The organism is Aquabacterium sp. (assembly GCF_041909175.1).
In the GTDB taxonomy this organism is placed as follows: domain Bacteria; phylum Pseudomonadota; class Gammaproteobacteria; order Burkholderiales; family Burkholderiaceae_C; genus Aquabacterium.
In genome coordinates this window covers 83863-109321 of sequence record NZ_JAYRDZ010000007.1, presented here as the reverse complement: position 1 = coordinate 109321, position 25459 = coordinate 83863, and the positions used below count along the sequence as shown (strand labels likewise).

The 25459-nt window shown below is 62.3% G+C and carries 24 protein-coding genes and 1 other RNA gene; 8 read left to right on the top strand and 17 right to left on the bottom strand.

The genetic code is table 11. The features are described from left to right. The first annotated feature begins 4 nt into the window (after positions 1–4). Both ACE3PH_RS11930 and ruvC read left to right on the top strand, forming a co-directional pair. A complete protein-coding gene (locus ACE3PH_RS11930) occupies positions 5–862 on the top strand; it encodes an alpha/beta fold hydrolase (RefSeq protein ID WP_374319217.1) in 858 nt (285 codons plus the stop codon). 38 nt (positions 863–900) lie between these two features. Beyond that, entirely contained in the window at positions 901–1455 is a 555-nt protein-coding gene (ruvC, locus tag ACE3PH_RS11925; RefSeq protein WP_374319215.1) for a crossover junction endodeoxyribonuclease RuvC, read from the top strand. 7 nt (positions 1456–1462) lie between these two features. Here the strand turns inward: ruvC and ACE3PH_RS11920 are convergent, their stop codons facing one another. The 9 genes from ACE3PH_RS11920 to mrtJ all read right to left on the bottom strand — a co-directional run bounded on the left by ACE3PH_RS11920 (position 1463) and on the right by mrtJ (position 10271). Further along, the gene (locus tag ACE3PH_RS11920) at positions 1463–2590 is read right to left on the bottom strand and encodes a carbonic anhydrase (RefSeq protein WP_374319213.1); all 1128 of its coding nucleotides are present in this window, start codon (positions 2588–2590) and stop codon (positions 1463–1465) included. 65 nt (positions 2591–2655) lie between these two features. Beyond that, positions 2656–2982: RNase P RNA component class A (gene rnpB / locus ACE3PH_RS11915), an RNA gene on the bottom strand. A gap of 9 nt (positions 2983–2991) precedes the next feature. Further along, positions 2992–4827 (bottom strand): protein-disulfide reductase DsbD, encoded by a 1836-nt coding sequence (gene dsbD / locus ACE3PH_RS11910; protein ID WP_374319211.1) that lies wholly within the window; start codon positions 4825–4827, stop codon positions 2992–2994. 76 nt (positions 4828–4903) lie between these two features. Continuing rightward, positions 4904–5812 carry an FAD:protein FMN transferase gene (locus tag ACE3PH_RS11905; protein ID WP_374319209.1) on the bottom strand — a complete coding sequence of 303 codons (909 nt, stop codon included), beginning with the start codon at positions 5810–5812 and terminating at the stop codon, positions 4904–4906. Further along, entirely contained in the window at positions 5812–6963 is a 1152-nt protein-coding gene (locus tag ACE3PH_RS11900; protein WP_374319207.1) for a DUF3570 domain-containing protein, read from the bottom strand. Before ACE3PH_RS11900 ends, ACE3PH_RS11905 begins: the two co-directional genes overlap by 1 nt. Beyond that, entirely contained in the window at positions 6950–7183 is a 234-nt protein-coding gene (locus ACE3PH_RS11895; protein ID WP_374319205.1) for a DUF4266 domain-containing protein, read from the bottom strand. Before ACE3PH_RS11895 ends, ACE3PH_RS11900 begins: the two co-directional genes overlap by 14 nt. Continuing rightward, positions 7180–7710 carry a TlpA family protein disulfide reductase gene (locus tag ACE3PH_RS11890; protein ID WP_374319202.1) on the bottom strand — a complete coding sequence of 177 codons (531 nt, stop codon included), beginning with the start codon at positions 7708–7710 and terminating at the stop codon, positions 7180–7182. The genes ACE3PH_RS11895 and ACE3PH_RS11890 overlap by 4 nt, the downstream gene beginning before the upstream one ends. Before the next feature lie 18 nt (positions 7711–7728). Beyond that, a complete protein-coding gene (locus tag ACE3PH_RS11885; RefSeq protein ID WP_374319200.1) occupies positions 7729–9921 on the bottom strand; it encodes a choice-of-anchor D domain-containing protein in 2193 nt (730 codons plus the stop codon). Positions 9922–9938: 17 nt separating this feature from the next. After that, positions 9939–10271: a JDVT-CTERM system glutamic-type intramembrane protease gene (mrtJ, locus tag ACE3PH_RS11880; RefSeq protein WP_374319198.1), complete on the bottom strand. Its 333-nt coding sequence runs from the start codon at positions 10269–10271 to the stop codon at positions 9939–9941. Positions 10272–10433: 162 nt separating this feature from the next. Here mrtJ and cysK point away from each other — a divergent pair, with 162 nt between their 5' ends. Both cysK and ACE3PH_RS11870 read left to right on the top strand, forming a co-directional pair. Further along, positions 10434–11351: a cysteine synthase A gene (gene cysK / locus ACE3PH_RS11875; protein ID WP_374319196.1), complete on the top strand. Its 918-nt coding sequence runs from the start codon at positions 10434–10436 to the stop codon at positions 11349–11351. 41 nt (positions 11352–11392) lie between these two features. After that, positions 11393–12169 (top strand): potassium channel family protein, encoded by a 777-nt coding sequence (locus ACE3PH_RS11870; RefSeq protein ID WP_374319194.1) that lies wholly within the window; start codon positions 11393–11395, stop codon positions 12167–12169. A 37-nt stretch (positions 12170–12206) separates the two neighbouring features. On the opposite strand, the gene pyrC is transcribed toward ACE3PH_RS11870, so the two are convergent. Next, complete coding sequence (gene pyrC, locus ACE3PH_RS11865; protein ID WP_374319192.1) at positions 12207–13265, bottom strand: dihydroorotase; 1059 nt, start codon at positions 13263–13265, stop codon at positions 12207–12209. A gap of 152 nt (positions 13266–13417) precedes the next feature. Here pyrC and ACE3PH_RS11860 point away from each other — a divergent pair, with 152 nt between their 5' ends. Further along, positions 13418–14269, top strand: a complete 852-nt coding sequence (locus tag ACE3PH_RS11860; RefSeq protein WP_374319190.1) for a prohibitin family protein — start codon at positions 13418–13420, stop codon at positions 14267–14269. Positions 14270–14326: 57 nt separating this feature from the next. Here the strand turns inward: ACE3PH_RS11860 and ACE3PH_RS11855 are convergent, their stop codons facing one another. The 5 genes from ACE3PH_RS11855 to ACE3PH_RS11835 form a co-directional block, all read right to left on the bottom strand. Beyond that, positions 14327–15511, bottom strand: coding sequence for an Imm72 family immunity protein (locus ACE3PH_RS11855; RefSeq protein WP_374319188.1), 1185 nt, complete (start codon positions 15509–15511; stop codon positions 14327–14329). A gap of 88 nt (positions 15512–15599) precedes the next feature. Then, the gene (locus ACE3PH_RS11850; RefSeq protein WP_374319186.1) at positions 15600–16310 is read right to left on the bottom strand and encodes a hypothetical protein; all 711 of its coding nucleotides are present in this window, start codon (positions 16308–16310) and stop codon (positions 15600–15602) included. After that, positions 16273–17598: an N-acetylmuramidase domain-containing protein gene (locus ACE3PH_RS11845; RefSeq protein WP_374319184.1), complete on the bottom strand. Its 1326-nt coding sequence runs from the start codon at positions 17596–17598 to the stop codon at positions 16273–16275. The genes ACE3PH_RS11850 and ACE3PH_RS11845 overlap by 38 nt, the downstream gene beginning before the upstream one ends. Beyond that, complete coding sequence (locus ACE3PH_RS11840; protein WP_374319182.1) at positions 17519–20533, bottom strand: type VI secretion system Vgr family protein; 3015 nt, start codon at positions 20531–20533, stop codon at positions 17519–17521. The genes ACE3PH_RS11845 and ACE3PH_RS11840 overlap by 80 nt, the downstream gene beginning before the upstream one ends. A gap of 124 nt (positions 20534–20657) precedes the next feature. Beyond that, a complete protein-coding gene (locus ACE3PH_RS11835) occupies positions 20658–22502 on the bottom strand; it encodes an ABC transporter ATP-binding protein/permease (RefSeq protein WP_374319180.1) in 1845 nt (614 codons plus the stop codon). Between the two features lie 60 nt (positions 22503–22562). Here ACE3PH_RS11835 and ACE3PH_RS11830 point away from each other — a divergent pair, with 60 nt between their 5' ends. The 3 genes from ACE3PH_RS11830 to ACE3PH_RS11820 all read left to right on the top strand — a co-directional run bounded on the left by ACE3PH_RS11830 (position 22563) and on the right by ACE3PH_RS11820 (position 24420). Further along, positions 22563–23006 (top strand): acyl-CoA thioesterase, encoded by a 444-nt coding sequence (locus ACE3PH_RS11830; RefSeq protein WP_374319178.1) that lies wholly within the window; start codon positions 22563–22565, stop codon positions 23004–23006. Between the two features lie 77 nt (positions 23007–23083). Further along, positions 23084–23626, top strand: a complete 543-nt coding sequence (locus ACE3PH_RS11825) for a glycine zipper 2TM domain-containing protein (RefSeq protein ID WP_374319176.1) — start codon at positions 23084–23086, stop codon at positions 23624–23626. 50 nt (positions 23627–23676) lie between these two features. Continuing rightward, positions 23677–24420: a 2OG-Fe dioxygenase family protein gene (locus ACE3PH_RS11820; RefSeq protein WP_374319174.1), complete on the top strand. Its 744-nt coding sequence runs from the start codon at positions 23677–23679 to the stop codon at positions 24418–24420. Here the strand turns inward: ACE3PH_RS11820 and ACE3PH_RS11815 are convergent. Then, entirely contained in the window at positions 24396–24980 is a 585-nt protein-coding gene (locus tag ACE3PH_RS11815; protein WP_374319172.1) for a Crp/Fnr family transcriptional regulator, read from the bottom strand. The two genes, ACE3PH_RS11820 and ACE3PH_RS11815, sit on opposite strands and share 25 nt — an antisense overlap. Before the next feature lie 79 nt (positions 24981–25059). Then, a complete protein-coding gene (locus ACE3PH_RS11810) occupies positions 25060–25434 on the bottom strand; it encodes a DUF2946 domain-containing protein (protein ID WP_374319170.1) in 375 nt (124 codons plus the stop codon). Between the last annotated feature and the right edge of the window lie 25 nt (positions 25435–25459).

Here is a 25459-nt window from a genome sequence, read left to right as displayed (position 1 = left end):
CGCCATGGAACCCGTTGACCTGGTCTGCCAGGACGGCACCCACCTCAAAGGCCACTTCCTGCCTGCTTTCGGTGGCGAACAGTCCGCCACCGAGCGCCCCGTGCTGCTGTGTCCGGCCACCGGCGTGAAGCAGCAGTTCTATCTGCGCTTCGCCGAGTGGCTGGCCCGGCAGGGCCATGACATCCTGGTGTTCGACTACCGCGGCATCGGGCAATCACTGCACGGCCGACTCCGTGACTCGCGGGCCACCCTCGCCCAATGGGGCCAGCAAGACCAGGTGGCCGCCCTGACGTGGCTGCTGCAACGCACCGGAGCAGAACAAGTCATGCTGCTCGGGCACAGTGCTGGCGGGCAGATGATCGGCCTGCTGCCCAACCACCGGCGCGTTGCCCGCGTCGTCGGGGTGGCGGCATCGACAGGCTGGTTACGCGGCATGCGCCCCAGCTTCCGCGCCAAGGCCTACTTCGCGCTGCGATGCGCCATCCCGGTGGCCGCCCGCATCAAGGGCTATGCCCCCACGGCGGCCCTGGGCCTGGGCGAGAACCTGCCGGCCGGGGTCGGTGTGCAGTGGGGGCAATGGTGCGCTGCCGGCGGCTACGCCACCAATGCGGTCAAAGGCAAGCCGCAGGAAGACTTCCACCATGAGGTGACCACGCCGATCACGGTGCTGCATGCCACCGATGACGACATCGCCACCCCAACCACGGTGGCCGACCTGCTGCGCACCTACCCTCAGGCCCGGGCACAGGTGCACCATGTGCACCCGGGCGACCACGGTCTGCGCCGCATCGGGCACATCGACTGGTTCCGGGTGTCGCACCAGGCCCTGTGGCCTTTGATGGCCAAAGACTTGAAGGGCTGACGCACGCGCACCTGCCGCGCAGGTATCCTGTCAGCCTCATGAAAATTCTCGGCATCGACCCTGGCCTGCAGACCACCGGATTCGGCGTGATCGAATCGGATGGGCCTCGTCTGCACTATGTGGCCAGTGGCACCATCAAGACCCGCGAAGCCGCGCAAGGCGATTTGCCCAATCGGCTCAAGCTCATCTTCGAAGGGGTGCGCGAGGTGGTCGCGCGTTACGAGCCTGAAGAAGCCTCGGTCGAAATCGTGTTCGTCAACGTGAACCCGCAGTCCACCCTGCTGCTGGGCCAGGCGCGGGGTGCGGCCATTGCCGGGCTGCTGGCCAATCCGAACTCGCCCAAGGTGTCTGAATACACCGCGCTGCAGATGAAGAAGGCGGTGGTCGGGCATGGGCACGCAGCGAAGGCCCAGATCCGCCACATGGTGATGCGCCTGCTGGACCTGCCACGCGAACCCAATAACGACGCGTCCGACGCCTTGGGCCTGGCCATCTGCCACGCCCATGCAGGCCACGCCATGGCCCAGATGGCCAAGGCCACCGAGCTGACCCGGCGCACACACGCCCAGATCAAGGGCGGCCGGGTCTACTGACGCAGGCTCACATGCCTTCCTTGATCAGTCGACCCGAGGTCGACTGCACCGGACGGGCATTGTTCGCATACAGCCGTGTGAAGATCGCGATCTGGTCGCGCGACATGGTGGCAGGCTGTTTCATCACCATCCACAACACGCCTTCGGTGCAAGGCGGCGTCGTCAATGAACCCATGTAGGTGTAGTACTGGCGCTGCTCCGGCAGCATCAGGTTCAGGTCCATCATGACCGGCGAGCCCTGCTCGATGTTCTTCTCCAGCGGCAGGCTGTTCCACACCAGCTGCACCATGGGGTTGTCTCGCCCCTGGTCCATCAGCACGGCGATCACAGCCAGATGCCCCTCTGCGTCCTTGTGCACCAGGTGCGCCACCATCTCGTACTGGCGCCCATTGATGCGCTCCTCGCTGGGCCGATGAAAGTGGAACTGCACCAGCTCATAGCGGCGACCACTGACCGTGATGGTGTTGCCCGGGTCGACATTCACCTGAACCGTGTGCCCGTTGTCGATCACGCGGAACGGCGTCTGGTGGTAATCAAACTGAATCGGCTCCAGTTGCACCTTGATGCCGTCGCGGATGTCGATCGGGCTTTGGCGCTTGCCCACCGAGCAGGTCTGAAACTCGGGCTTCAGTTGCCCCCAGTTTGGCGGAGCCCCTGCCCCGGCATAGTCCCAGTGGATGTCGTGCCCGCCGTGTTCGGCACCGCCGGGCAGCAAGGCGCCACTGGCGTCATGCGAACCAGCTTTGGCCGCCTTGGCAGCCTTGGCTGCAGCCGGGCTGCGGTTCGTGACCTTCACCATGGGTGCAGCCTTTTGCTTGGCACGCACTTCGGCGATCTTCTGATCGATCATGTCGCGCAGATCAGTCATCGATACCGACGAACCACTGGACGCTGCGGGCTCGGCCGCGCCTTCGGGCTTCATGGCCTTGCGCTTCAATTCTTCCTTGGAAATGGTCACCCGAGGGGTTTCAACCGAGGACGCCCCACCTGCACTGTCATGGCTGGCGCCATGCGTTTCCGACGCATGGGCATGCCCTGCCAGCGTCATGCCCGTCAACAACACCAAGGCGCCCAGGGCCAGGTGGGTGTACGTGAAACGACGGGGAACAGGTTGAACGGAAGTGCGTGCAGGCATGTCGTGTCTCCAGGGATCACGCCTGATTTCGTCCAGAAATGGCCCGAACTTGAGCCATATGAAAAATGTGAAGTCAGCCGGTAGGCCGGATTCTGTGCAGTACGTCACCTTGCGATGCCGCACCGTGACCGCCATTCCTCTGGGCCGCCTGTCGCCAGAACGGCTCGATGCCACCTACCCGCACACTCCCCGGGCCAGGTCGTCGTGTGCCTATTTGGTGTTGCTGCACGTAGAGATTGCCCGTTTCACCCGAACTGAATCGGCTCGTCTCTGTTGCTCTGATCCTCACCTCGCGGTGGAGAGGTGTTACCTCCTACGCTGCCCTGTGCAGTCCGGACCTTCCTCCAGTACGCCCTTTCGGGCCTTGTACCAGCGGCGATCTGGCTGACTTCACAGCGCCATTATCTCAGGCCTGCGCGTTCCAGGCTGGCCAGAAACGCATCGGCCTCTTCAAAACCGATGACGCGAGCCGAGGTCTGCTCCTGCCCTTGCGCGTTGTAGAAGACGATGCCGGGGGGGCCAAACAGTTGAAAGCGCTTGAGCAAGGCCTTGTCGTCGGCCGAGTTCGCCGTCACATCGGCCTGCAGCAGCACGGCATTTTTCAGCCGAGCCTGCACCCGGGCATCCGAGAACGTGAACTTGGCGAACTCCTTGCACGCCACACACCAGTCAGCATAGAAGTCGAGCATCACGGGTCGACCAGCCTTGGCGGCATCGGCCACGGCCGCATCCAGTTCGGCCACGCTGGCAATGCGCTTGAAGGGCAAGGCCTCCTCCGCCGACTGCGCTGCAGGAACAGCACTGGCCTGGGCCCGCGACAGGAAGGGTCGCAGGGGGTCCCATGGGCTTTGTGCCCCGGCCAAGGCCCCCAGGATCACCACCGCAGACAGCAAGGCCAACACCATGCCCAAGGCCTTGAAGGCCCGGTGGCGCAGGCTGGCTTGAGGCCCGATGGTGTCAAACCCGCCCGTGAAGGCTGCCGCCAGCGCCAGCAAGGCACCCGCGGTCCACACCTGCACAGCAGGCGACATCACGGGAGACACCAGCCACCAGGCCACGCCCAACAGCATCAAGCCGAAGAATGTCTTGACTGACTCCATCCACATGCCGGCCTTGGGCAGCAAGGTGCCGGCCGACAGGCCAACCAGCAGCAAGGGCACGCTCATGCCGCAAGCCAGGGCATACAGGGCCACCCCGCCCAGGACGACATCGCGGGTCTGGCTCAGATAGACCAGCGCACCGGCCAGCGGGCCGGTCACACAGGGCCCGACGATCAAGGCAGACAGCGCCCCCATGACAAACACGCCGACCAGGCTGCCCCCTTCGAGCTTGCGCGAGTGGTGGGTCAGGTGCCCCTGGATGAAGCCGGGCATCTGCAACTCATAGGCACCGAACATCGACAAGGCCAGCAGCACCATCAGCACACCAAAGGTGCCCAGCACCCAGGGGTTTTGCAGGGCTGCAGCCAACCCTTCACCCGCCAGCCCGGCCCCCATGCCCAGCAAGGTGTAGACGAGGGCCATGCCCTGCGAGTAACTCAGCGCCAGCAGGAAACCCCGCACGCGGCTCACCGGCCCGTCACCCACGATGATGGACGACAGGATGGGCACCATTGGCAAGACGCAGGGTGTGAAGGACAGCAAGAGCCCGGCAATCAGAAACACGCCGGCAATCTTGAAGACGTTGCCAGAAGCCAGCGCACGCTCAATGCGACCACCTTGTTCTGTGCCTCCCGGTGCCGACGCGGGCGCGGCCGATGCGGATGCGGATGCGGATGCGCCGCCAGCCAAGCCTGGCGCTGCCCCATCATCGGGCTGCACGGCCACCACCCGGCCGTGATCGGCCACAGAGAGCCGGTACACACGCTTTTGCGGCGGATAGCACAAGCCGTCGTCCGAGCAGCCCTGGTAGCTAATAGCGAGTGAAACCGGTGTTCCTGTCGCCGTGGCGGCAGGCAAGCTCACCTGTGCCTGCACGTCGCCGTAATACACCTCGACTTCCTTGCCGAACCCTTCGTCATATTTCATGACGCCTTTGGGCCATTGCGGCGCACTGGTCCCCACCGAAGCCGGGTCGGTTTCCACGCTCATCCGGTCTCTGTAGAGATGGATCTTGTCTGCCAGCTTGAAACGCAACTGCACGCTGCCATCCTGCGCGGCGGACACATTCAGATGAAAGGCTTCGTCAACGGGCAGAAAGTCAGCAGCCTGGGCCCCCGCGACGAGGAGCCACATCATGGCCAGCACTGCACCCCACCGACGGAGCCAACGCCCCGCCACGTCCGTCATATACATGTTTGTCATTCCTGTCTCGTCACAGTCCGTGGTGGCAGACTTCACCGCCGCCATCCACCGTCATCCACTGCACACCTTGCGCCCGCAAAAAGGGGGCGGCTTCATCTTGCATCAGCATGGCGATGGTCGACAGCGCACCTGCAGCCGTACACAGGGGGGCAGCCACGGTCACGGACTGCCAGCACTGTACCGGCCAGCCGGATCGGGGGTCGAGAATATGGCAATAACGCCGTCCATCCACCACCATGAAGCGCTCATAGTCACCGCTGGTTGCCAGGGCGCCTTGCGCCATGACCACCGCCCCTACCGTGTCCGCCGACTTGCGCGGATGCTGGATGCCAATGCGCCAACCACTGCCATCTGGCTGCGGCCCAAGGACACGCACATCGCCAGCGAGGTTCACAAAGCCGCTCACAGCACCGTGCTGCATCAGCAACGACGCGGCACGGTCAGCCGCATACTCCTTGCCGAAACCACCGAAATCGATCTCCATGCCAGGCTCAGGCAGGCTGATTTCCCTGGAAACCGGGCGCCACGCTACCTTTTCCCACCCCACCAGGGGCAACAAGCCCTCCACCGCGGCGGCCTCCGGCAACACCCCGGACTGAAATTGCCAGGCACGCCGCAAGACCCCGCTGGTGATGTCAAAGCGCCCCTCACTCAGTCGCCACAGACGCTCACCAAAAGCCAGCAAGCCCGCCGTTTCTTCATCTACCGTGATGCTGCGACCGCTGCCCGCTGCCGTATTGATGCGGGCAATGATGCTGTCGTCCCGGTATCGGGAGTAGCGCTGCTCGATGCGGCGAACCTCGGCGATGGCCAGTTCGGCCAGCGCTGCAGCGCGCTCATCAGGCAGGCCGGCCAGCCGAATTTCGGCTGAACCGGCCATGGCCACGAACTCGAAACCGATGGCCGCATCGTCCGACATCAGAACACCTTGGACAGGCCCCACTGGATGCTGGTGGCCTTGAACGGCTGCAGCCCGGGAGACCCGCTGCCACCAATCCGCCACGAGGCCCGTTGCTCGGTGTAGTCCAGCTTCAGATCCGTCGTCCAGGTTGGGTCCAGCCGCATCTCGGCCTTGACCCCGACTGTCACGGCACCAAAAGCCGACAGGCGCTGATCCGTCGTGAACAGGTTTGCCGTGTCCAGCGTCGAGGGCAATTGCGGCTGCCCACTGACCGGATTCATCTCCGGATCGACATAGAACGAGGCTGAACTCTGCGTGTAATAACGGAACAGTGGCGTCACGGAATAGCGGCTCCCGAATGGTTGCACCCACTCTGCCTGCCAGGTATGCGACCGCACCTTCCACGAATCGCGGTAGTAGCGGTAGCTGCCTCGCAGTGTCGCGCCCATCGACTCGACATGGTGGTTCCATCGAGTCAGGACCGCGAACTGGCGCCGGGTGTCTGGCCGATTGTCGCCTTTGTACGCATCCGAATACAGCCCATGGCCATTCGAATACGTCATATTGATCTGCAGCAGATCGTTGGCGGTCATGGCCTGCGTGACACCGGCCATGAGCTCCACGGTATGGCGCGATCCGGAGAACTCCGAGGCTGAAAAGCCCGTCGCCGAAATATCGTCGCTGGAGCCGCCCAGGCCAACATGGAATGTCGTGTTGTTGTCCTCGGACGAGAAGCGCGCATCGAGCCCCACCGCGTTCGACACGTAGTCATGCTCACCCGAGTGGCTGACAGACAGGCCATATGCACTGCGTGGACGGTAATAAGTGACCTTCACGTCACCGGCCGTGCGGTTGTCCGACATGCGCGAGGCGCCCGTCAGCGAGGTGTAATAACGGGGAGAAGCGCCCGAGACCACATCATTGACCGCCGACGCTTCAATCGCCAGATTGGGACCGACCGGGGCCTCGATCATGACCGACGGCGCAGACACCTGAATGCGCTTCATGTCAGGCTGCCAGTCCTTGTAATAGAGCTGCTTGTAGGCCACGGTGGTGTGCTCCGGCGCGCCTTCCGCACGGGCGGTATCGGGCACCAGGCCCGGCAGCGCCAACGCGGCACTCAACACGGCCCCCAGCCGGGTCGCTTGTTCTCGCTCAGTTGCAGCCACAGCCACCTCCGCCTACGCCATAGCCACCGGAAGAGCCTTCCTTGCTGCCGTTGATGTGCTGCGTGAAACGCGCATCCAGGGGGTCTCCGCCCATGGTCATTTCAGGCTTCGACAGATTGCCCTTTTCCCATGCCTGAGGCGGCGCATACAGACTGCTGCAGCCCGAGGACAGCACCGCAACCAGACCTGCCACCAGCAGGGCCAGACGATGTCGCATCATTGCCCCCTCCCACTCTGGAGTGCGGCCTCGATCGCGGCCTCCAGCTCCTTGCGGTCCTCTGCCCGGAAACCGGCATGCACCTTGATCACATGGCCATCCGGCGCGATCAGGTAGGACGAAGGCATGCCCTTGATCTTGTAAGCACCAGGCGCTTCACCCTTGCCATCGAACACGACAGCGAACTGGGCAGGCAGCTGAGACAGGAATGCATCGGCATCGGCCCGACGGCTGTCCACATTGATGCCCACCACTTTCAGGCCCCGTGCACCATATTTGGCCTGTAACTCGTTCATCCACGGAAACGACTGTCGGCAAGGGCCGCACCAGGATGCCCAGAAATCGAGATAGACGAGTTTGCCCTTGAGGTCGGCCAGGCTCAGCGAGCCCCCGCTCTGTTGCGGCAGGACGAACGCCGGGGCGGGCTGCCCCGCCTCGACCGCCTGCGCGGGCATCATCATGCCCAGGCCCAGCCCCCAACCCAGCACGCCCGACACAGCGCACTTCACCATGTTTGCCTTGAAGGTCATGTACATCTCCTCTTGAGTTCAACGCGCTTGCGAACGCCCTTTGCGCCAGACCAGCACGATGGCTGCACCGCCCACCATCAACAGCCAGATGGGGTCCATGGGCTGACCAGGGCGACCGATGGAACACCCACCACCACCCGCGTTGTCACCACTGGAAGACCCACCCGTGGAAGAGCTGGATGTGCTTGCCGTGACGCTCACCGGCAGATCCCCCACACCGGCTACAGAGACCAGCACCTGCGTGCTGACCGCCGCAGATGTCGACACATCTACCGTGCAGCTCTGCCCTGCGTTCAGCGTGAAGCTGGTGCCCGTGCACAAGCCATCGGCGCCCCCGTTGGTTGAAAAGCCCAGCGTGACCGTCGGGTCATTGGCCACAACATTGGTGATGGAGGCCACCAGATCCCCCGTGTTGCTCAGTACCAGTTGTCCGACACCGAAGGTCTGGGTGGTGGTGTCATAAGGCAGGGTCAGGTTGCTCTTGTTGAGACTGATCTGCGTTGTCGCGACACCCAGCCCCGTGCCACTCAAGGCCACATCGGTGTCACCTGTCCCGTCATGGGTGATGTGCAATGCCCCCTGGCGGGTGCCTGCCGCACTGGGCGAGAAGGTGACTGCGACCACGCAGGTGCCCCCCACACTCAGGACAGTGGACGTCGTGCAGGTGCTGTTACCCGCGTCGACCGCGAAGTCGGAGGCGTGGGTCCCTGTCATGGACAAGCCCGACAGCGTGAGCGAGCCCGGACCGTTGTTGGTCAGTGTGGTCGACACGGCTGCGCTGGTCATGCCCTGCTTGGTGCTGGCCAGGCTCAGACTGGTGGGCGACAGCCGAGCCACCGGCACTGCCGTCGCAGAGCCTGCTCCCGTCACGCTGATTTGATTAGGTGACGTACTGGCATTGCTGACAATGTTGATGGTGCCGCTGTAGCTTTGTACCGCTGTCGGCGTGAAGGTCACGGACAAGGTACAGGAAGCCCCTGCCGCCACCGAAGCGCCGCAGGTATGCGTCACACTGAACTGCGACACGCTGGATGCCACGCTGCTGATCGACAAGGCGCCGGTGCCCGTGTTATGCAAAGTCACCGTCTTGGCCGCGCTGCTGGTGTTCTGCAGCGTCTGGTCCATGGTCAATGAGGTGGTCGAGAGCGACACAACCGGTACCGGTGCGGCAGCGGCCGAGCCTGCCATCGAGATGGTGGCACTGCCCCCGTTGTTGGCGGCATTGGTCGTCAGGGTCAAGGTGGCACTGCGCGACCCTGTACCAGTTGGCGAGAACACCACCGACACCGTGCACGAGCCGCCTGCAGCCACACTGCTGGCAGTCGAACACGTCCCGCTCTTGATGAAGTCACCGGCGTTGGTGCCACCCAGCGTGATCGCGGAGATCGTCATCGCGGCGGTACCCGAGTTGCTGACGGTCACGTCCTGTGCCGTACTTTGCTGACCCACGGTGGTCTGGGCAAAAGACAGACTGCCCGGGCTCACGCCCAACTGCGCAGTCGGCACCGCCTGGCCCGTGCCCGACAAGGTCACCACCTTGTCCGTCACGGCGGGCGTGGTGACGACCGTACCGCTGTTGTTGGTGGCTTGCCCCTTGATGGTCAAGGTGGCAGACCGCGCGCCGGTGGTCGAGGGCGTGAATGCCAGATTGATCGTGCAGCTGTTCGAGCCTTCAACCAGCAAGGTGCCTGTGGTGGTCGATGCCGTGCAGGTGCCGCCACTCACGACCTGGAACTCGGTCGATGAGCTGGTGATCGCGGTCAATCGCAGCTTGATGCCGCCCGTGTTGGTCACCGTCACGGTCTGTGTCGACGATGCACTGCCAACCGTGGACGTGCCAAACGACACCGCGGTCGGTGACGGGGTGGTCACCGCAGCAATGTAGGAGGCCAGATCGGTCAGCTCCGCTGTGGTGAATTGCCCCTTGAAGACATCCATGCCCCCCGTACCGGCGGTGATGGCACTCTGAATCTTGGTCGGCGAATTCGAGCCATTCCACACCTTCGAGGTGTTGCTGGCGGGGGTCGATCCGTGGCAACTGCTGCAGGCGCTGCCATCGGTTCCTCTGGCGGCCCGGTACAGGGTCTTGCCGTTGACCGGGTCACCTGCAGCCCAAGCCGCACTGCCTGCTATCCATGTGGCACACGCAACCACACCCAGCAGCCAACTGCGGGTGAGCGCACGAGGGGGTGAGCCAGATACCTTGTCCATTTTTGTCCTCGTTTCGTTCATGCCCCGAGCCAACTCCAATCGGCCAGGGGGCGGATCCACCACCACACCAGGTTCATCCCGGCGTGCAGCGCCATGCAGGGCCACAACCGGCGCTGCCGGTCATAAACCCACCCGAGAAGGAGTCCGGCCACACCCGCACACGCCGCCAGCGACCATGACCGTGTGAGGCCATGGGCCAGCGCAAAAGCACTCGATGTCAGGACGTTGGCTTGGCTCAAGCCCCCCCATACCGCAGACAAACCCCGCCGCCAGAGCCATTCCTGAAGGCCGCCACGGAACAGCACCTCTTCCAGGACAGCAGCCAGCAACAGGGTCAATAAAACGGTCATCGGTACCCCTTCACATGCTGCGCATATTAAATGTGCAAAAATCACATTTACAAAATCATTGTGAAGAAACGTAACTGAGTGGCCGTGAAATTCCGGGCGGCATCCGTCCTCCAAGCCCATCGACCTGTGAAAAAATCGAAGCTCTACAGACAGGAGACATGCATGAAGGCCCAGTCCATCCTCGACACCATTGGCAACACCCCACACATCCGCGCCCAGCGCCTGTTCGGGACCACGCATGAGGTGTGGATCAAGTCGGAGCGAGGCAACCCGGGCGGCTCCATCAAGGACCGCATTGCCCTGTCGATGATCGAAGACGCCGAACAGCGCGGCGTGCTCAAGCCTGGCTCCACCATCATCGAACCGACCTCCGGCAACACCGGCGTCGGTCTGGCCATGGTGGCCGCAGTCAAGGGGTACAAGCTCATCCTGGTGATGCCCGAGAGCATGTCCATTGAGCGCCGTCGCCTGATGCAGGCCTATGGCGCCACCTTTGACCTCACCCCTCGGGAAAAGGGCATGAAAGGTGCCATCGCCCGCGCTGAAGAGCTGTCCGCCAGCATCCCTGGCTCATGGATTCCCCAGCAATTCAACAACCCCGCCAACATCGAGGCCCACGTGCGCACCACGGCGCAAGAAATCCTGGCCGACTTCCCTGAAGGCATCGATGTCCTGATCACCGGGGTGGGCACGGGAGGTCACCTGAGCGGCTGCGCACGTGTCCTGAAGCAAGCCTGGCCCCAGCTGAAGGTCTACGCGGTTGAACCGACCGCCTCGCCCGTCATCTCCGGCGGCAGTCCCGCTCCTCACCCCATCCAGGGTATCGGCGCTGGCTTCATCCCGGGCAACCTCGACACCAGCCTGCTGGACGGTGTCATCCAGGTCGACGGTGACGCCGCCAAGGACATGGGGCGCCGCGCCGCCACCACCGAAGGCCTGCTGGTGGGCATCTCGTCGGGTGCCACGCTGGCCGCGATCGCTCAAAAGCTGCCCGAGCTGCCGGCGGGCAGCCGTGTGCTGGGCTTCTGCTACGACACCGGTGAGCGCTACCTGTCCGTCGAAGGTTATCTGCCCGCCTGACCCCACCCCGTCCGGACCTCATCAACGGCCAACGCGTCGCGATGCTGCACCTCAAATTCCCGCAACTGCGCTCACCATGGCCGATGCTGATGGCCCTGGTCGCCAGCATTCCGGCCTTCTATGACTCGCTGATGCCCGAGCAAACGCCGTGGGCCGCATCCATGTATGTGCTCAGCGGCGTCCTGGTGCTGGCGGCGACCTGGTACGAGGGGCGGACATCGGGCACCAAGCTCGAAGAACTGGGCCTCACGCAAGGCCGCTGGAAGGCCCAGCAAACGGCCGACTGGCTGCTAGGGGTCTGTCTTTTCATCAGCGCCTTCCTGCCCGCCAGCAGCCAGTCATTTGGTGCGCTGGGCTGGCGACTCATGATTGCCCTGGCAACCCTGCTGCGGCTCATCATCGTCAGCAAGCCCATCTTTCAGGAGGCGGGCCTGGGCCGCTTGCTGGTCATGGCCAGCGCCGTGCTCGGGCTGTGCGGCATCGGCTTCTACTGGATCGACCCGGAAGTCACCAGTTTCTCGGAAGGACTGTGGCTGGCTTTCTCCACCGCTGCCACCGTGGGCTATGGCGACGTGGTGCCCAGCACCACGGCCTCGCGCATCTTCTCGGTGTTTGTGGTGCTGCTGGGCTATGGCGTGCTGTCGCTGGTCACCGCCAGCATTGCCGCCATGTTTGTCGGCTCCCATGAGCGCAAGATGGAGCGCGAGATCCTCAAGGACCTGCACCGACAAATGAAGATCGTGCGGGAAGACCTGGCTGAACTGCGCAAGACGGTACACGCCCTCGAAGAGGAAAAAAAACAGCGCTGCCCCGACTGAGGTAGCGCTGCGGATCTTCTGCGCAGGCAGGGGCCGGTCAGGCCGGCTGCAGACGCCAATCCAGTGTCTCGCCACCGCACAGTGGCTTGATCACGGTCTCGCCAAACGGCAACTCCTGCGGCACCACCCAGGGTGCGCGACGCAGCGTCACCTTGTCGGTGTTGCGCGGCAATTGATAGAAGTCAGGACCATAGAAGCTGGCAAAAGCCTCCAGCTTGTCCAGCGCGCCTGCGGCTTCGAACGCCTTGGCATACAGCTCAATGGCACATGGCGCGGTGTAGCAACCGGCGCAGCCACTGGCGTGCTCCTTCAGATGTGCAGCATGAGGGGCGCTGTCCGTGCCCAGGAAGAACTTGGGCGAACCGCTGACCGCCGCCTGCACCAGGGCCAGGCGGTGCTCCTCGCGCTTGAGGATGGGCAGGCAGTAGTAGTGCGGCCGGATACCGCCCATGAAAATCGCATTGCGGTTGTACAGCAGATGCTGAGGCGTGATCGTGGCGCCCACGAAGCGGTCGGCCTCGGTCACGTACTGCGCGGCCTCCTTGGTGGTGATGTGCTCGAACACCACCTTCAGCTCGGGGAAGTCCTTGCGCAGCGGAATCAGCTTGTCGTCGATGAATGCCTTCTCTCGGTCGAACACATCGACATCCCCGTCCGTGACCTCGCCGTGCACGCACAGCACCAGACCTTCGCGCTGCATGGCTTCCAGCACCTTGTAAGTCTTGCGCAGATCGGTCACACCCGCATCACTGTTCGTGGTGGCGCCCGCCGGGTAGAGCTTGAATGCCACAGCGCCCATGGCCTTGGCACGTGCAGCCTCTTCGGCAGGCGTGTTGTCCGTCAGGTAGAGCACCATCAGGGGCTCGAACTTCATGCCGGAGGGCACCGCTGCCAGGATGCGCTCGCGATAGGCCACCGCCTGCTCAGCCGTCGTCACCGGAGGCCGCAGGTTCGGCATGATGATGGCGCGAGCGAACTGCTCGGCCGTGGCGGGCACCACGCTGGCCATGGCGGCACCGTCACGTACGTGCAGGTGCCAGTCGTCAGGACGGGTCAGAACCAGGGTATCGGGGGCGGAAACGGCGCTCGGTGCCATAGGGCTGCTCTCTTTTTTGCGAATTCGACACACATGCACCCAGTTCGGTGCAGAGCGTGATTGTCCCATCGCCGGGCCTCTGTTCGCTACCCTGCGCTCAGGATAGGATGCCGGACAGACCGGCGCAACGACCGGCGCAGAGAGGACTTTCCATGCCATTGAACATCAGCAGCTCCAGCAGTTCTGCTTCGTCATTCATGCAACGCCTGTTCAAGATCATCGTCATCGGGGTCGTTGCCATCTGGCTGCTGTGGCTGCTCAGCCCCGTGGTCGTGATCTCCGCAGGCGAACGCGGCGTGCTCACCACCTTCGGCAAGCCGGATGAGCAGGTCTACGACCCCGGCATCCACTTCCGCATGCCCCTGGCGCAATCCATGCACCTGATGGACGTGCGCCTGCAAAAGGGTGAAGGCGAAGGCGATGCCGCATCCAAGGACCTGCAGTCGGTACACACGCGCATCGCCATCAACTACCACCTGGACCCACGTCAGGCCGTCAACGTGTTCCGCAACATCGGCCCCTCCACCGAGATTGCAGCGGACCGGATCATCATCCCGGCCGCGCAGGAAGCCGTGAAGGCCGTGACCGCACGCTTCACCGCAGAAGAGCTGATTTCCCGCCGCACCGAAGTGCGTGATGCCATTGGCAGCCTGCTGCGCCAGAAGATGGAACGCCACGGTCTGGTGCTCGACGAATTCGCCATCGTGAATTTCGCGTTTTCGCGCTCCTTCTCCGAAGCCATCGAGGCCAAGGTGAAAGCCGAACAGGACAAGCTCAAGGCCGAACGCGACCTGCAGCGCATCGAGGTGGAAGCCAAGCAGAAGGTGGCCAGCGCCAAGGCCGAAGCCGATGCCCTGGCCCTGCAGCGCCAGCAAATCACACCGGACCTGCTGCAACTGCGCAAGATTGAAAACGAGCGTGCAGCCATCGAGAAATGGGACGGCAAGTTGCCCGGTGTGACGGGCGGCGCCACCCCGTTCATTCAGGTGAGCCCAAAGAATTGATGGGCTTCATCACAAAGGAGGCCTGAGGGCCTCCTTTTTTTGCCGATATGCACGGCATCAGGCGCCTGAGTACACCCAATCCACGTCTTGCCCCTGGTTGTGCGGCAGCGGGTCGCCTTTGCGCCAGTACACCGTCCCGCGCAGGTCGTCTCTCGCAGCCCAGCGACCGGTCAGCGGTGCAGGCTCACCCGTGTGAGCAACAAGCAACTGGTTTGAGTTCCAGTCGTTCTCCAGATCCTCTCCAACAAAGTGAGAAAAATCTGGCGGCGTCAGCGTTTCGGGGTAGTAGTCAGCCTCCTCAGGAGGCATGACGCCATCGACGTACCGCTGGTCCTCCCAGATCAGGCGCCAGGTGATGGGCTGACCACCTCCTGAATATGCACGCGGCTCGCCATAGCGATAGGCCCCCTCGCCAGCGCACATGTAGACCATGAGGCCATCTTTGACTTGTGCCTCGTAGATCCCAAAAACAGGACACGACTCCCCCGTTCTCACGAGCACATCCGCCACAGGACTCGGCACACGGGGCAACTCCTTGAGGTGAATGGTATCCCGCTGCCACTGATCACTCGAGCCGAGGATGCGTTTGCGCCTCTTCTCCTTTGGGTCGTAAACCTCTCTGGTGTCTTCCCAGATCACGCCTGCAGACAGGTTGGCCATCTTGTCTTGCAAACCGCCGGCAGCGAAACCGGCCACCTCACTAGCCCACACCAGTGAAGCCTTGATGGCGGCCACATACTTGCCGTAGTAAACCATGCCGTCTCCGCCATTGCGGCCACCCAGTACATACATCTGGTACTCGTGATCGGCGTAGTGATAGGCGTCCTCCAGAAAGCCACGGCTGTTGTGCTGGAAAACCGACCGGTCACCTTGCTTGAGCAGCGCCAGACCTTTGTCGTAAAGCGACAGACCTCGCAGCGCGGTGGCGTAAACGGATGAGGTCCATTCGGTCTGATATGACCTCTCTATTCCATTGATGGCATGTTTGGGCAACACGCCTTCAGAAATTAACTTCTCGACACCCGCAACCTCTTTTGCCAACGCAATGGCGCCCATCTGCCCTATGGGCTCTTCCTTGCATTGCCGCTCAATCAATTCGACGTACACAGCGTAAGCATCCCTGCACCTCTTCCAGGCGGTGTAACTCGTTCTGCGCTTGCGAAGCCAGAACTGGCGCGCACGATCCTCTTCGGTGATCTTGACTGCGGACCACTTCGGCTTTAGAAAATGGAGCATTGCCATGTGACAACGGGACTCCTTGCCTCATTCCGCATGAGGCGCCCATAAAAAAACCACCCCAAGAAATAGAGTCATGCCGCCACGGCAAATACTAATTGCACGCGACCAGCGCCTTCCTCGCCGAGGAGAGATCTTGGATCTTATTAGGGTTACCTAGGCAAGCATCGTCTTGCTCAATCAATACCCGCCCCTCCCGCTCACGCAATCTCAAAAGCACAGTCATATAGCGCCAACCGCCTCCGATATCCTGTGATTTTGTTGCAACAGGTTTGTCTGTCAGGTAATAACTAATGGAAAAAAGCAGCGCATCTTGCCCCTTCACTCGAGCGAGTGCGCGCGCACCATTGCACCATGTATGGCCATTTGCCTCGTTAAGCTTGACCTCATGCTTTGCCACCTGTTTCAGGTCTTTATCATAGACAAACAGGGCACAAACACCTCCACCAGGAATTGGAACAGAACGTTTGCTTCGAGCCAAGGCAGCGTCTCGGGCAGCATTTTGCTCTCTTGACACAATCTGCGCTCCCGCAACGTAGTACACCTTATCGTTCCAGAGCATACGAAAAAAATTGATGGTTTCGTAATAGTCCTTGGCCTCAAAACCCTGAGCAACCTGATCCCGATTGATTGCAGCCTCAAAGTTGTGGACACCAGCGAGACCAAACCCCACCTCTTGCTCAGTCCACGGAAAATTATCATCCAAAACAATTTCCGCGCGCACACCGACCTGAACCACACACAGCGCAATCAAGGCACAAAAATATTTAAGTTTGGCGAGAACTATTTTTTTCATAAGCTGCATGCATCTTGGTGTCATAAGCATTTTTCTTGTACCCACCCCCGTTATAGTAACGAGCGATATTGGCCCAATCCTTATCCTGTACTGCCTTCCATAGCTTGCCATTCGCCTTGTGCCGTATGAATCCTGACAACAACTCGATCTGCGTTGACTCACCGCCACACATCAGGGCCGCCAAAGCACTTGCCGATCGCAAACCACAATTTGAGAATTCTCCACCCATGATCTGAAATTTCCCCCAGGAGCAAGACGCTAAGGCCGCCTCGGGATCCAAACGATACGCGTTAACCAATCGAAGATAGCTCGCCGAGTGCGAACCATACCGATCCGCCGCGGCCGCGTCCTTACTTGAGGTATAGGCTGGCCCAGAAATGTCTGGGTGCGTCTTGTCATAGACCCCTTTGGTCAATCGCTTGAACCAATGTCGCTCAAACAGGATGCTAGGCACTTGCTTGCCATCTGTAGCATTAAGTCGCCAAAATGCAGCCCCCTTGGTCTCAACTTCTGCAATAGCCTTCAAAACAGCGACTTCGCAAGACAGAATTTCGGCGGCACTGCTCCATTGCTTTTCAGATATTGGCGCGTCCTTGTACAGATCAAACAGCTTCATCAACCCTTCAGGCATGTCGACCCCGACCTGAATGACCGCCTGCCCACTCTTGCCCTTCACTTTATTTATTTTCAGATTCGAGTTATTTTTATCTGCCGCCCCTTTTCCCACCCCAGCCTTTTTGCCGTCTGCATCAGGCTTGCTGGGGGCGCCTTTAGGGTGAAGCTGGGTTAAGCCATTGAACACCAATGCCCCGCTTACCAATGTGATCAGCTTATGGCCATAGTCCGACGCGGTTTGGCACACATTGATCCATTCCCCATGCAGATCTTGTACCAGCACCTCCACGCGGGACTTTGCGGATTTCGTTGTAACCCTCTTAGCTGCACCGTTAGCAGGTGTTTGACCAACACTGGTTTGGCCATCAAACCTGATCTTGTACCGAAGGTTTTCAATAGGGTGACGCAGCGCATCGAGAAACAGCACACTGACTCCAAAAGCCGTTTCATTTGAAAGATACAACGTCTGCCCCACTTCAAGCTGATGCGGGTTGCTGATTTTGTTCAGCACACACAACTCTTGCAAAGACTTGCCACAACGCTTTGCGATCATGCCAAGAGTGTCACCTTTGCGGACCAAATATGGATCCCGAATAACCCCTTCAGTCATCATTGCCATCCCCATCACCCGACTCGGCATCCAAGTCATCATCATTTGTCGCGATTTCGACGCCTTGCTCAAGAGCCCATCCGTCTCCAATGGTCAATGCATATCTGACTTTTTGGGAATCGCTCGTAAACAGACTTGCCGTGAACTCATCCTCGTGTCCCGCTGACAAGCAACCAATCCGCTTTGTCCCGTCATAGACCACGACCTGCTTGTCGCCGCCGAACGGAAGCCATGCTGAGGGGTAATCGGTAAACCCTAAAGCTTCGCTGTAGCGTGGCGGCTCCAATGACGGCCCGACACTGGAAGCCAACACGCTGGCGACCGCTCTTGCCGGCAACGCCATCAACGAAACACTCCCAGCGCCACCGCCTCCCCACTCATGCGCCCCCCCCTTCACGGTCCACGTCCCCGGACAAGTGAAGGTGATGTCGCCCCCCTTGATCTCGATCTGGCTTTGCCCGGCCGTCAAGGTGATGGCTTTGTTCGCCTGAATGCGGATCTCGTCGGTGGTGCTCTGCACGGTCAAATTCTGGTCTGACCAGATCTGCTGTGCATCGGTGTGGGCACGCAGGCTCAAGGCTGCGTTGGCCGTGATGGCCTGGATGCCACCTGCATGGGTATAGAGGCTGGTGGTCTGGCCGCTGACACTGCTGACGGTGTGTGCACTGCTCATCTGCACATCGCCCTGGCTGACCAGGCTGGTGTCCGCGCCACTGAACAGGCTGATGCTGGTGGGTGTCACCCAGGTGGCGGTGCTTGGCGTATCGAGGTGCAGCAGGGGGCTGGCGAAGCGCTCTACCGGGTCACCCAGCGCTCGACCTTGGGCCTTGCGCGCCGCATGCCCGTTGACATCGCCTTCAAAACGCCCCTGCGCCTGCGGGTCCATCTGGTCGGTGTGATGTTGCCAGGCCTGTCCGTCTGCGGCACTCGACAGCACCTGTGCGCCCTGGTGCTGTGCGCTGGCACTCAGGGCCTCTGCCAGCTCGCGCGCAGCCTTCAACTGGGCGACGGCTTCTGCTGCATCCATCTGCGTGCCGGTGACACTGGCCCCGAGCTGGCCGCGTTGACTGGTACTCAGCAGCAGCCCTTGCCCGGCTCGCACCACGGCCCAGCCATCGGTGTGCCCATAAAACCCTTCACCCAGCCAGGTGCCGCGCTGCGCATGCCCGGCGCCGCCACCCCCACTTTGCTGAATGAGGTAACCCAGCCCCAGTTCATGCCAGCCGCTCACCGGCCCCTGCGACACCAGCCGCATGCGCAGTTGCCCGGTTGTGTCGTCGACCAGCCATTGGTTGCTGCCCGCACCATCCAGATGCGGGTGATGCCAGCCAGACAGCACCCCGGCATGGTTGGCGCCTGACTCGTCACCTGCAGGCCAGGGCAGATCGTGCTGACCGTTGTGCAACTGTCCGATCACCAGCGGGCGATCGATGTCCCCGTCGACAAAATCCACCAGCAGCTCGGTGCCCTGACGCGGGGTGAACACACCACCCCAATTGGGCCCGGCCAGATGCTGCGCCACGCGCACCCAGGCACCGCTGCCCTCGTCGCCAGGGGCATGCCCTGTTTGCAGGCCTGTGGGCGATGTCGCCCCCGGTAGCCCCCCAGCCCAGGGCACGGCACCTCGCTGCCATGCAAACTGCACCCGGATGCGGCCGTCACGGTCGCAAGTGAGTGGCTCGCCAGCTTTCGCCATCACCACAGCCAACTGGGGGCCAGGGGCGGTGGGCTTGGCATGGGGCAAAGGGACCACCCGAGTGCCTGCCGGCACGGCATCAAATCGGTTGCGGTAGCTGCCTTGTTCGAATTCAGGCACCTGCAGGATGTCGGCGACCTCTGAGCCCAGGTTGTTCACGACTTCATGTGTGACCGTCAGCACGTCGTAAGCTGACGCCCCCGTTGCGTGGCTCTGGTGGTGCCCCGTCAGCGTGAAGCTGCCCCCTTCGCGCAGCGCCCGCACCGCACCTTGTGCCTGCACGGTGACGTGGTGCAAGGCCAGTGCCGCCATGCGCGCATCTGCCCTCGCCTGCGCCACGTCTTGGCTACCTGGCTGGGCGTCGTCCACCCGCCCATCGGCGTGGCGACGCTCTCCACCCAGCAGGTCCATAGCCAGGGTGGGCACCTCGCCATGCGTACCCAGTGCCCCAGCTTCGCTGTGGAGGCTGCCCACCCTGCGCTCATCCCACGAGGCCATGGTTAGGGCATTGGGCGTGACCACCTGCCCAAGAGACCAGGCCGTGATGGTGTCTTCCGACAATCCTCCCTGGTTTCTCAGCTCGGTACGCCCGAACCGCAACGGCCCCAGGTCAGGCAAGGTGGCCTGGCCATCGAACACCACCAGCACGTGGCGCCCTTTTTCGGCGGGGTCGTGCTCCAGCCGCCAGCTCCAGCCCTCGTCGGCCATCAGGCGGCAGGCAAAGGCCCAATCCGTCTCCCGGTATTGCGTCGTCAAGGCCCGCATGGGCCCAGGAGAAGCCACATCGAACCGGAAGGCCGCCGCCGGGTAGGCCTGGAACACCATCGAGACCACGTCCTGCGCGGTCTGGTCCTGAAAGATGCGGGCATCGCGCCGGTGCTGCAACCAGTGCGTCCATGCGGCCAGCACCACCCGGTAGCGGGCCAGCCCGCCGTCCGAGCCCAATTGCGCGGCCTGTGCAACCACCCCTTGCCAGATGCGGTGACTGCCATCCGCCAGGACCAGCCGCAAGGTGGCGGGCGCACCCATGAGTGCCTTGAGTTCCAGGTGCGCTGACGTGCTGAAGCAATCCACGTCGGCCCACAGGGGCTCGTGGGCATGCACGGCTTCGCGCAGGGTCATGCGCTCGACCACCAGGCTGCCATCTGGCAGCGCGGTGTCCATCTGCAGCAGCCGCGTCGACTGGCCCAACCGAATGGCGGCGCACAGCCGGTTCAGGGCCTCGTCAGCCAGGCCTCGCAGGGCACTGGCGGTTTGCGTCCAAAGCGAAGCCGCCCCTCCGGCCTGCGCCAGAGCGCCCGTGATATCCATGTTCCACCTGATGTTGTGATTGTTCGTGACGCGTCCGTAAACGCGGCCGCCCATCATCCCGTCAGGTGTTCTCGGGAGCCTTCCCACCCACGGGGGGAAGATGCAAGTGAATGTTTCCTGCGCCTCAGTCCGATGCGTCTGCGTGACCAGCCTGCTGCAGGCGCCACATCTCGGCGTAGCGGCCGTTGGCGGCCAGCAAATGGGCATGGGTGCCGCGCTCGATGATGCGGCCATGCCCCATCACGATGATCTCGTGCGCGTTGACCACCGTGGACAACCGGTGCGCCACGACCAGAACGGTCTTGCCTTGCCCAACAGCCGCCAGTTCAGCCTGAATGGCGCGCTCGTTGGCTGAATCCAGGGCCGACGTCGCCTCGTCGAACACCAGGATCGGCGGGTTCTTCAGCAGGGTGCGGGCAATGGCCACCCGCTGCTTTTCCCCGCCTGAGAGCTTGAGCCCCCGCTCGCCGACCATGGTGTCGTAACCCTTCGGGGTGCTGACGATGAAATCGTGGATGTGCGCGGCCCGGGCAGCAGCCTCCACCTCTTCCCGGCTGGCCTCGGGGCGGCCGTAGGCGATGTTGTACGCCACGGTGTCGTTGAAGAGCACCGTGTCCTGCGGGACGATGCCGATCTGGCGGCGCAGGCTGTCCTGCGTCAGCTGGCGGATGTCGTGGCCATTGACCGTGATGCGGCCCGCCTGACCACCTGCGCTCACATCATAGAAACGATAGAGCAGGCGCGCCAGGGTTGATTTGCCCGCACCAGAGGCGCCCACCACGGCCACGGTCTGCCCAGCGGGGATCTCGAAGCTCACATCATGAAGAATGGGCCGGGACGGGTCATACGCAAAGTCGACATGCTCGAACCGGACGACCGGAGGACCTTTGAGCAGCAAGGGCTTGGCATCAGGTGCGTCGGCCACTTCACGCTCGCGCTCCAGCAGCGAAAACATCTTGTCCAGGTCGGTCAGCGCCTGCTTGATCTCACGGTAGATCACGCCCAGGAAGTTCAGCGGGATGTAGAGCTGGATCATGAAGGCATTGACCATGACCAGGTCACCCACGGTCATGCGCCCCGCCACCACGCCCTCGGTGGCGCGCCACAACATGGCAATCAAGCCCGCCGCGATGATGAGCTGCTGCCCGGTGTTGAGCATGGAAAGCGTGCGCTGGCTGCGGATGGCCGCGGCACGGTAGCGGTCCAGGCTGTCGTCATAACGACGCGCCTCGAAGGCTTCGTTGTTGAAGTACTTGACGGTTTCGTAGTTCAGCAGGGAGTCGATGGCCTTGCTCTGGGCCTTGGAGTCCAGCTCGTTCATTTCGCGGCGAAACCGGGTGCGCCACTGTGTCACCGTCACCGTGAAGATCACATAGCAGACCAGCGCCAGCAGGGTGATCCACGCGAAGGTCATGTCGAACTTGGTGGCCAGCAAGGTCAGCACCAGCACCACCTCGATCAAGGTCGGGATGATGCTGTAGAGCGAATAGGAGATGAGCGAGTTGACCGCCCGGGTGCCACGCTCAATGTCACGCGTCATGCCACCGGTCTGGCGCTCCAGGTGAAATCGCAGACTCAGTGCGTGCAGGTGGGAAAAGACCTCCAGCGAAATGCGGCGCGAGGCCCCTTCGGTGGCACGTGCGAAGATGAGTTCGCGCAACTCGGTGAATACCGACGTCGACAGGCGCAGCAAGCCATAGGCCAGCAACAGCCCTGCCGGCACCACCATGAGTGCCTGGGCCGAGCCAGGATGTGGGGCCAGACGGTCGACCAGACTCTTGAGCAGCACCGGTACGCCCACATTGGCCAGCTTGGCCCCGATCATGAAGGCCAGGGCCAGGATCACCCGCCCCTTATAGGCCCAGAGGTAAGGCCACAGGCGTGCCAGCGTCTCCCGGTCGGACCGATGGTGCTTATCTGTGGCAGATGACGGGTTTTCGGCGCGGGGGCTGTGCTCGTGGCGTCGCATTCTGGAACAATCGTTGTCGTTCTGTCTTAACAATGCTGTCGATTGTCGACGGGAATCTTCATGACTGCTGAATCCTCCTACAAGCCCATTTTGCTCACACCCCCAGACATGCCGGAAGACATGGAGCTGGTGATGCGGGTCATGCCCATGCCGAAGGATGCCAACGGCAATGGCGACATCTTTGGTGGCTGGATCATGTCGCAGGTAGATCTCGCAGGCTGCATTCTCCCGGCACGCATTGCGCGCGGGCGCGTCGTCACCGTCTCGGTCAATGAGTTTTCGTTCCAGTCGGCCGTGTCGGTCGGTGACGTGCTGTCCCTGTATGCGCGGGTCGTGCGGGTGGGGAGAACATCGATCACGATGCACGTCGAAGCCTGGGCCGAACGCCGCCCGGACAACCCGATCGTGGTGAAAGTCACCCAGGCCAACATCACCTACGTGGCCATTGACAGCCACGGCAAGCCTCGTCCTTTTGGCGAGCAAACGCCAGAAATCAAACAGTAAGTTGCAGCTGTCACGTGCAATTGGTGAGTTGACGGCCTAAACTGAAGCTGCACAGCCATTCACTGAGGAGTCACACCATGTCACGCACAGCCCATCCGACAGCCCGCGCGCTGGCGATCGCGCAGTCCCAGCAGGCCCGCCAACAACGTGTGATGCGCCAGTTGAGCTGGTTGGTCGGCCTGACTTTGGTCGCTGGAGGCCTGTTGATCGGCGGTCGCGCCTTCGCGACCACCACCGCCAGCGCTGCATCCAAACCCACTGCGCATGCAGCCAGCGCTGCCAGTGCGACAGCCTGTTCGCACTGCGGTGTCGTCACCGCCGTCACGGCCAAAGAGGTCAAAGGCCAGGGCTCTGGGCTTGGCATCGTGGGCGGGGCCGTCGTCGGCGGCTTGGTCGGCAACCAGTTTGGCAAGGGTTCGGGCAACACGGTCACCACCATTGGTGGCGCCGTAGCAGGTGGCTACGCTGGCAACGAAGTTGAAAAGCACCTGAAGAAAAAGACCGTCTACAAGACGACGGTCAAGATGGAAGACGGCACCATCAAGAAGTTCACCGTGGACCATGAGTTCAAGGTGGGCGCCAAAGTGACCGTCGAAGGCGACGATCTCAAAGCGCGCTGAGTCTGACCCTGATCGAAACAGCCCCTGATGGATCGTGAGACCATTGGGGCATGGATCCCATCAAGCCCACCCCCATTGAAGCCGTACCCACGACCTTGCATCAGCAAGGCTGGGCGGTGGTGGAAGCCGATGCATTGCAGCACTGGCTGCACACCGACTCTGCCTCACTGGCACCGATTCGCGATTCGTGGTCGGACCTGCCACCAGACAACTTCCTGCGAGATGGCGGCCGCTATCGTTTCCGCCGCCACAGCAGCTTCATTGTCGACCCCGCTGCCGGCACGACCACGCAGGTGCCGCATCGCCCACACTGGCAACCCGTCACTTACAACGCCCTGCACGGCGGCATCGAACGCCATTTCGAACCCGTCCGCCCGGAAGTCAGCCAGCACCCACTTTGGCTGGCCTTGATCACCCAACTGGGCCAGTTGCTGGCCCAGGTCAAACCGGCAGACCGCTGGTATGTCGAAGCGCACCAGTTCCGTGTCGACACGGCAGGCGGCATTGGCCGGCCCACGCCGGAAGGTGCCCACCGTGACGGCGTCGACTTCGTGGCCGTGATCATGCTGGGGCGCCACCAGATCAAGGGTGGTGAAACCCGCGTGTTCGAAGCCGATGGCCCCCGCGGCGTACGCTTCACCCTGCACCAGCCCTGGTCCGTGCTGCTGATTGCGGACGATCAGGTGATCCACGAGTCGACCCCCATTCAGCCTCTGGATGGACATGGCTGGCGGGACACCCTGGTGCTGACCTTCCGTGCCAACGGCTTTCAGGACCCCATCAAGGCGAACTGACTGGGCGACGCCAGCAGCTGCGAACGCCTGAGCGCAAACAGATGACGACGGCCACGCTCGATCAGGGCTCCGGCCTGCTTCAGTTTGGACATCACGCGGGACACCGACTCCATGGCGAGGTCGGTGATGTCGGCCATGTCCTTCAGGATCGGCAGCACCACCCGGTCATCGTCGTGACCGGCCAGCAGCAGAATCAGCCGGGACACCCGCTCTTCGGCGGTGCCACTGCGCATCGACATCAGTGCCGCCGTGCGCTGCTGCATGCGGACAAATGACTGCAGCGCGGCCTCAGGCGAGACGGGCGCCCCCTGGGTGGACTGCACGGGTAACAGCCGAACCGGCACCAGGGCCTGCGCCCGCATGGCATACACACCCAGCGTGAGCATTTCACCCCCCACCAGGTCACCGGGCAGGAGCAAGCCGGCGAAACGGCGATCACCCGAAGCATCGACTTCGTCGAGACGGAGGGCGCCGTCCATCAGGCGCCAGACCTGGCCCTGCTCGCCTGGCTCATGCAGAATGGCCTTGGCGGCCAGTGTTTGGGGGGCAGCATGCGACATATGACCTCCTCAGGTCAGCAATTGAATCGACACGGTGCGCGGCGGCACCCATGGAGGCTCCGGACACCGGAGCCAGGATTCAAGCTTGAAGAGGAGGCGCACGTGAGGGCAGCAGATACCACCCCTCATGGCGCAAGCCGAAGACCTCGGCTGCCGCCACCTTGGCATAGGACAGATCACGCCGTTCCAGAGACTGGATCGATGCCAATGGCGGCGCGATGATGTCTTGCTGGAGCAGGCAATAAGGGCAGTGCTTGCTCAGTGGCGTCGCCGGCAGGCGATGATGCGAGCCGGTGTCCACCGAGATGAAACGCATGCCGGATGCGCTGCAGACCTCGACATGGATGCGCCCCTGTGCTGCGAGCACGTTCGCCAGCGTGGGCGCGAGCGCAGCAAACCAGACGGCACACAGGGCCGCCCAGAGCATTTGGCTGGAGCGCGATGGCCGGTTCATGGCATCAATGTCATTTTTCCTCATT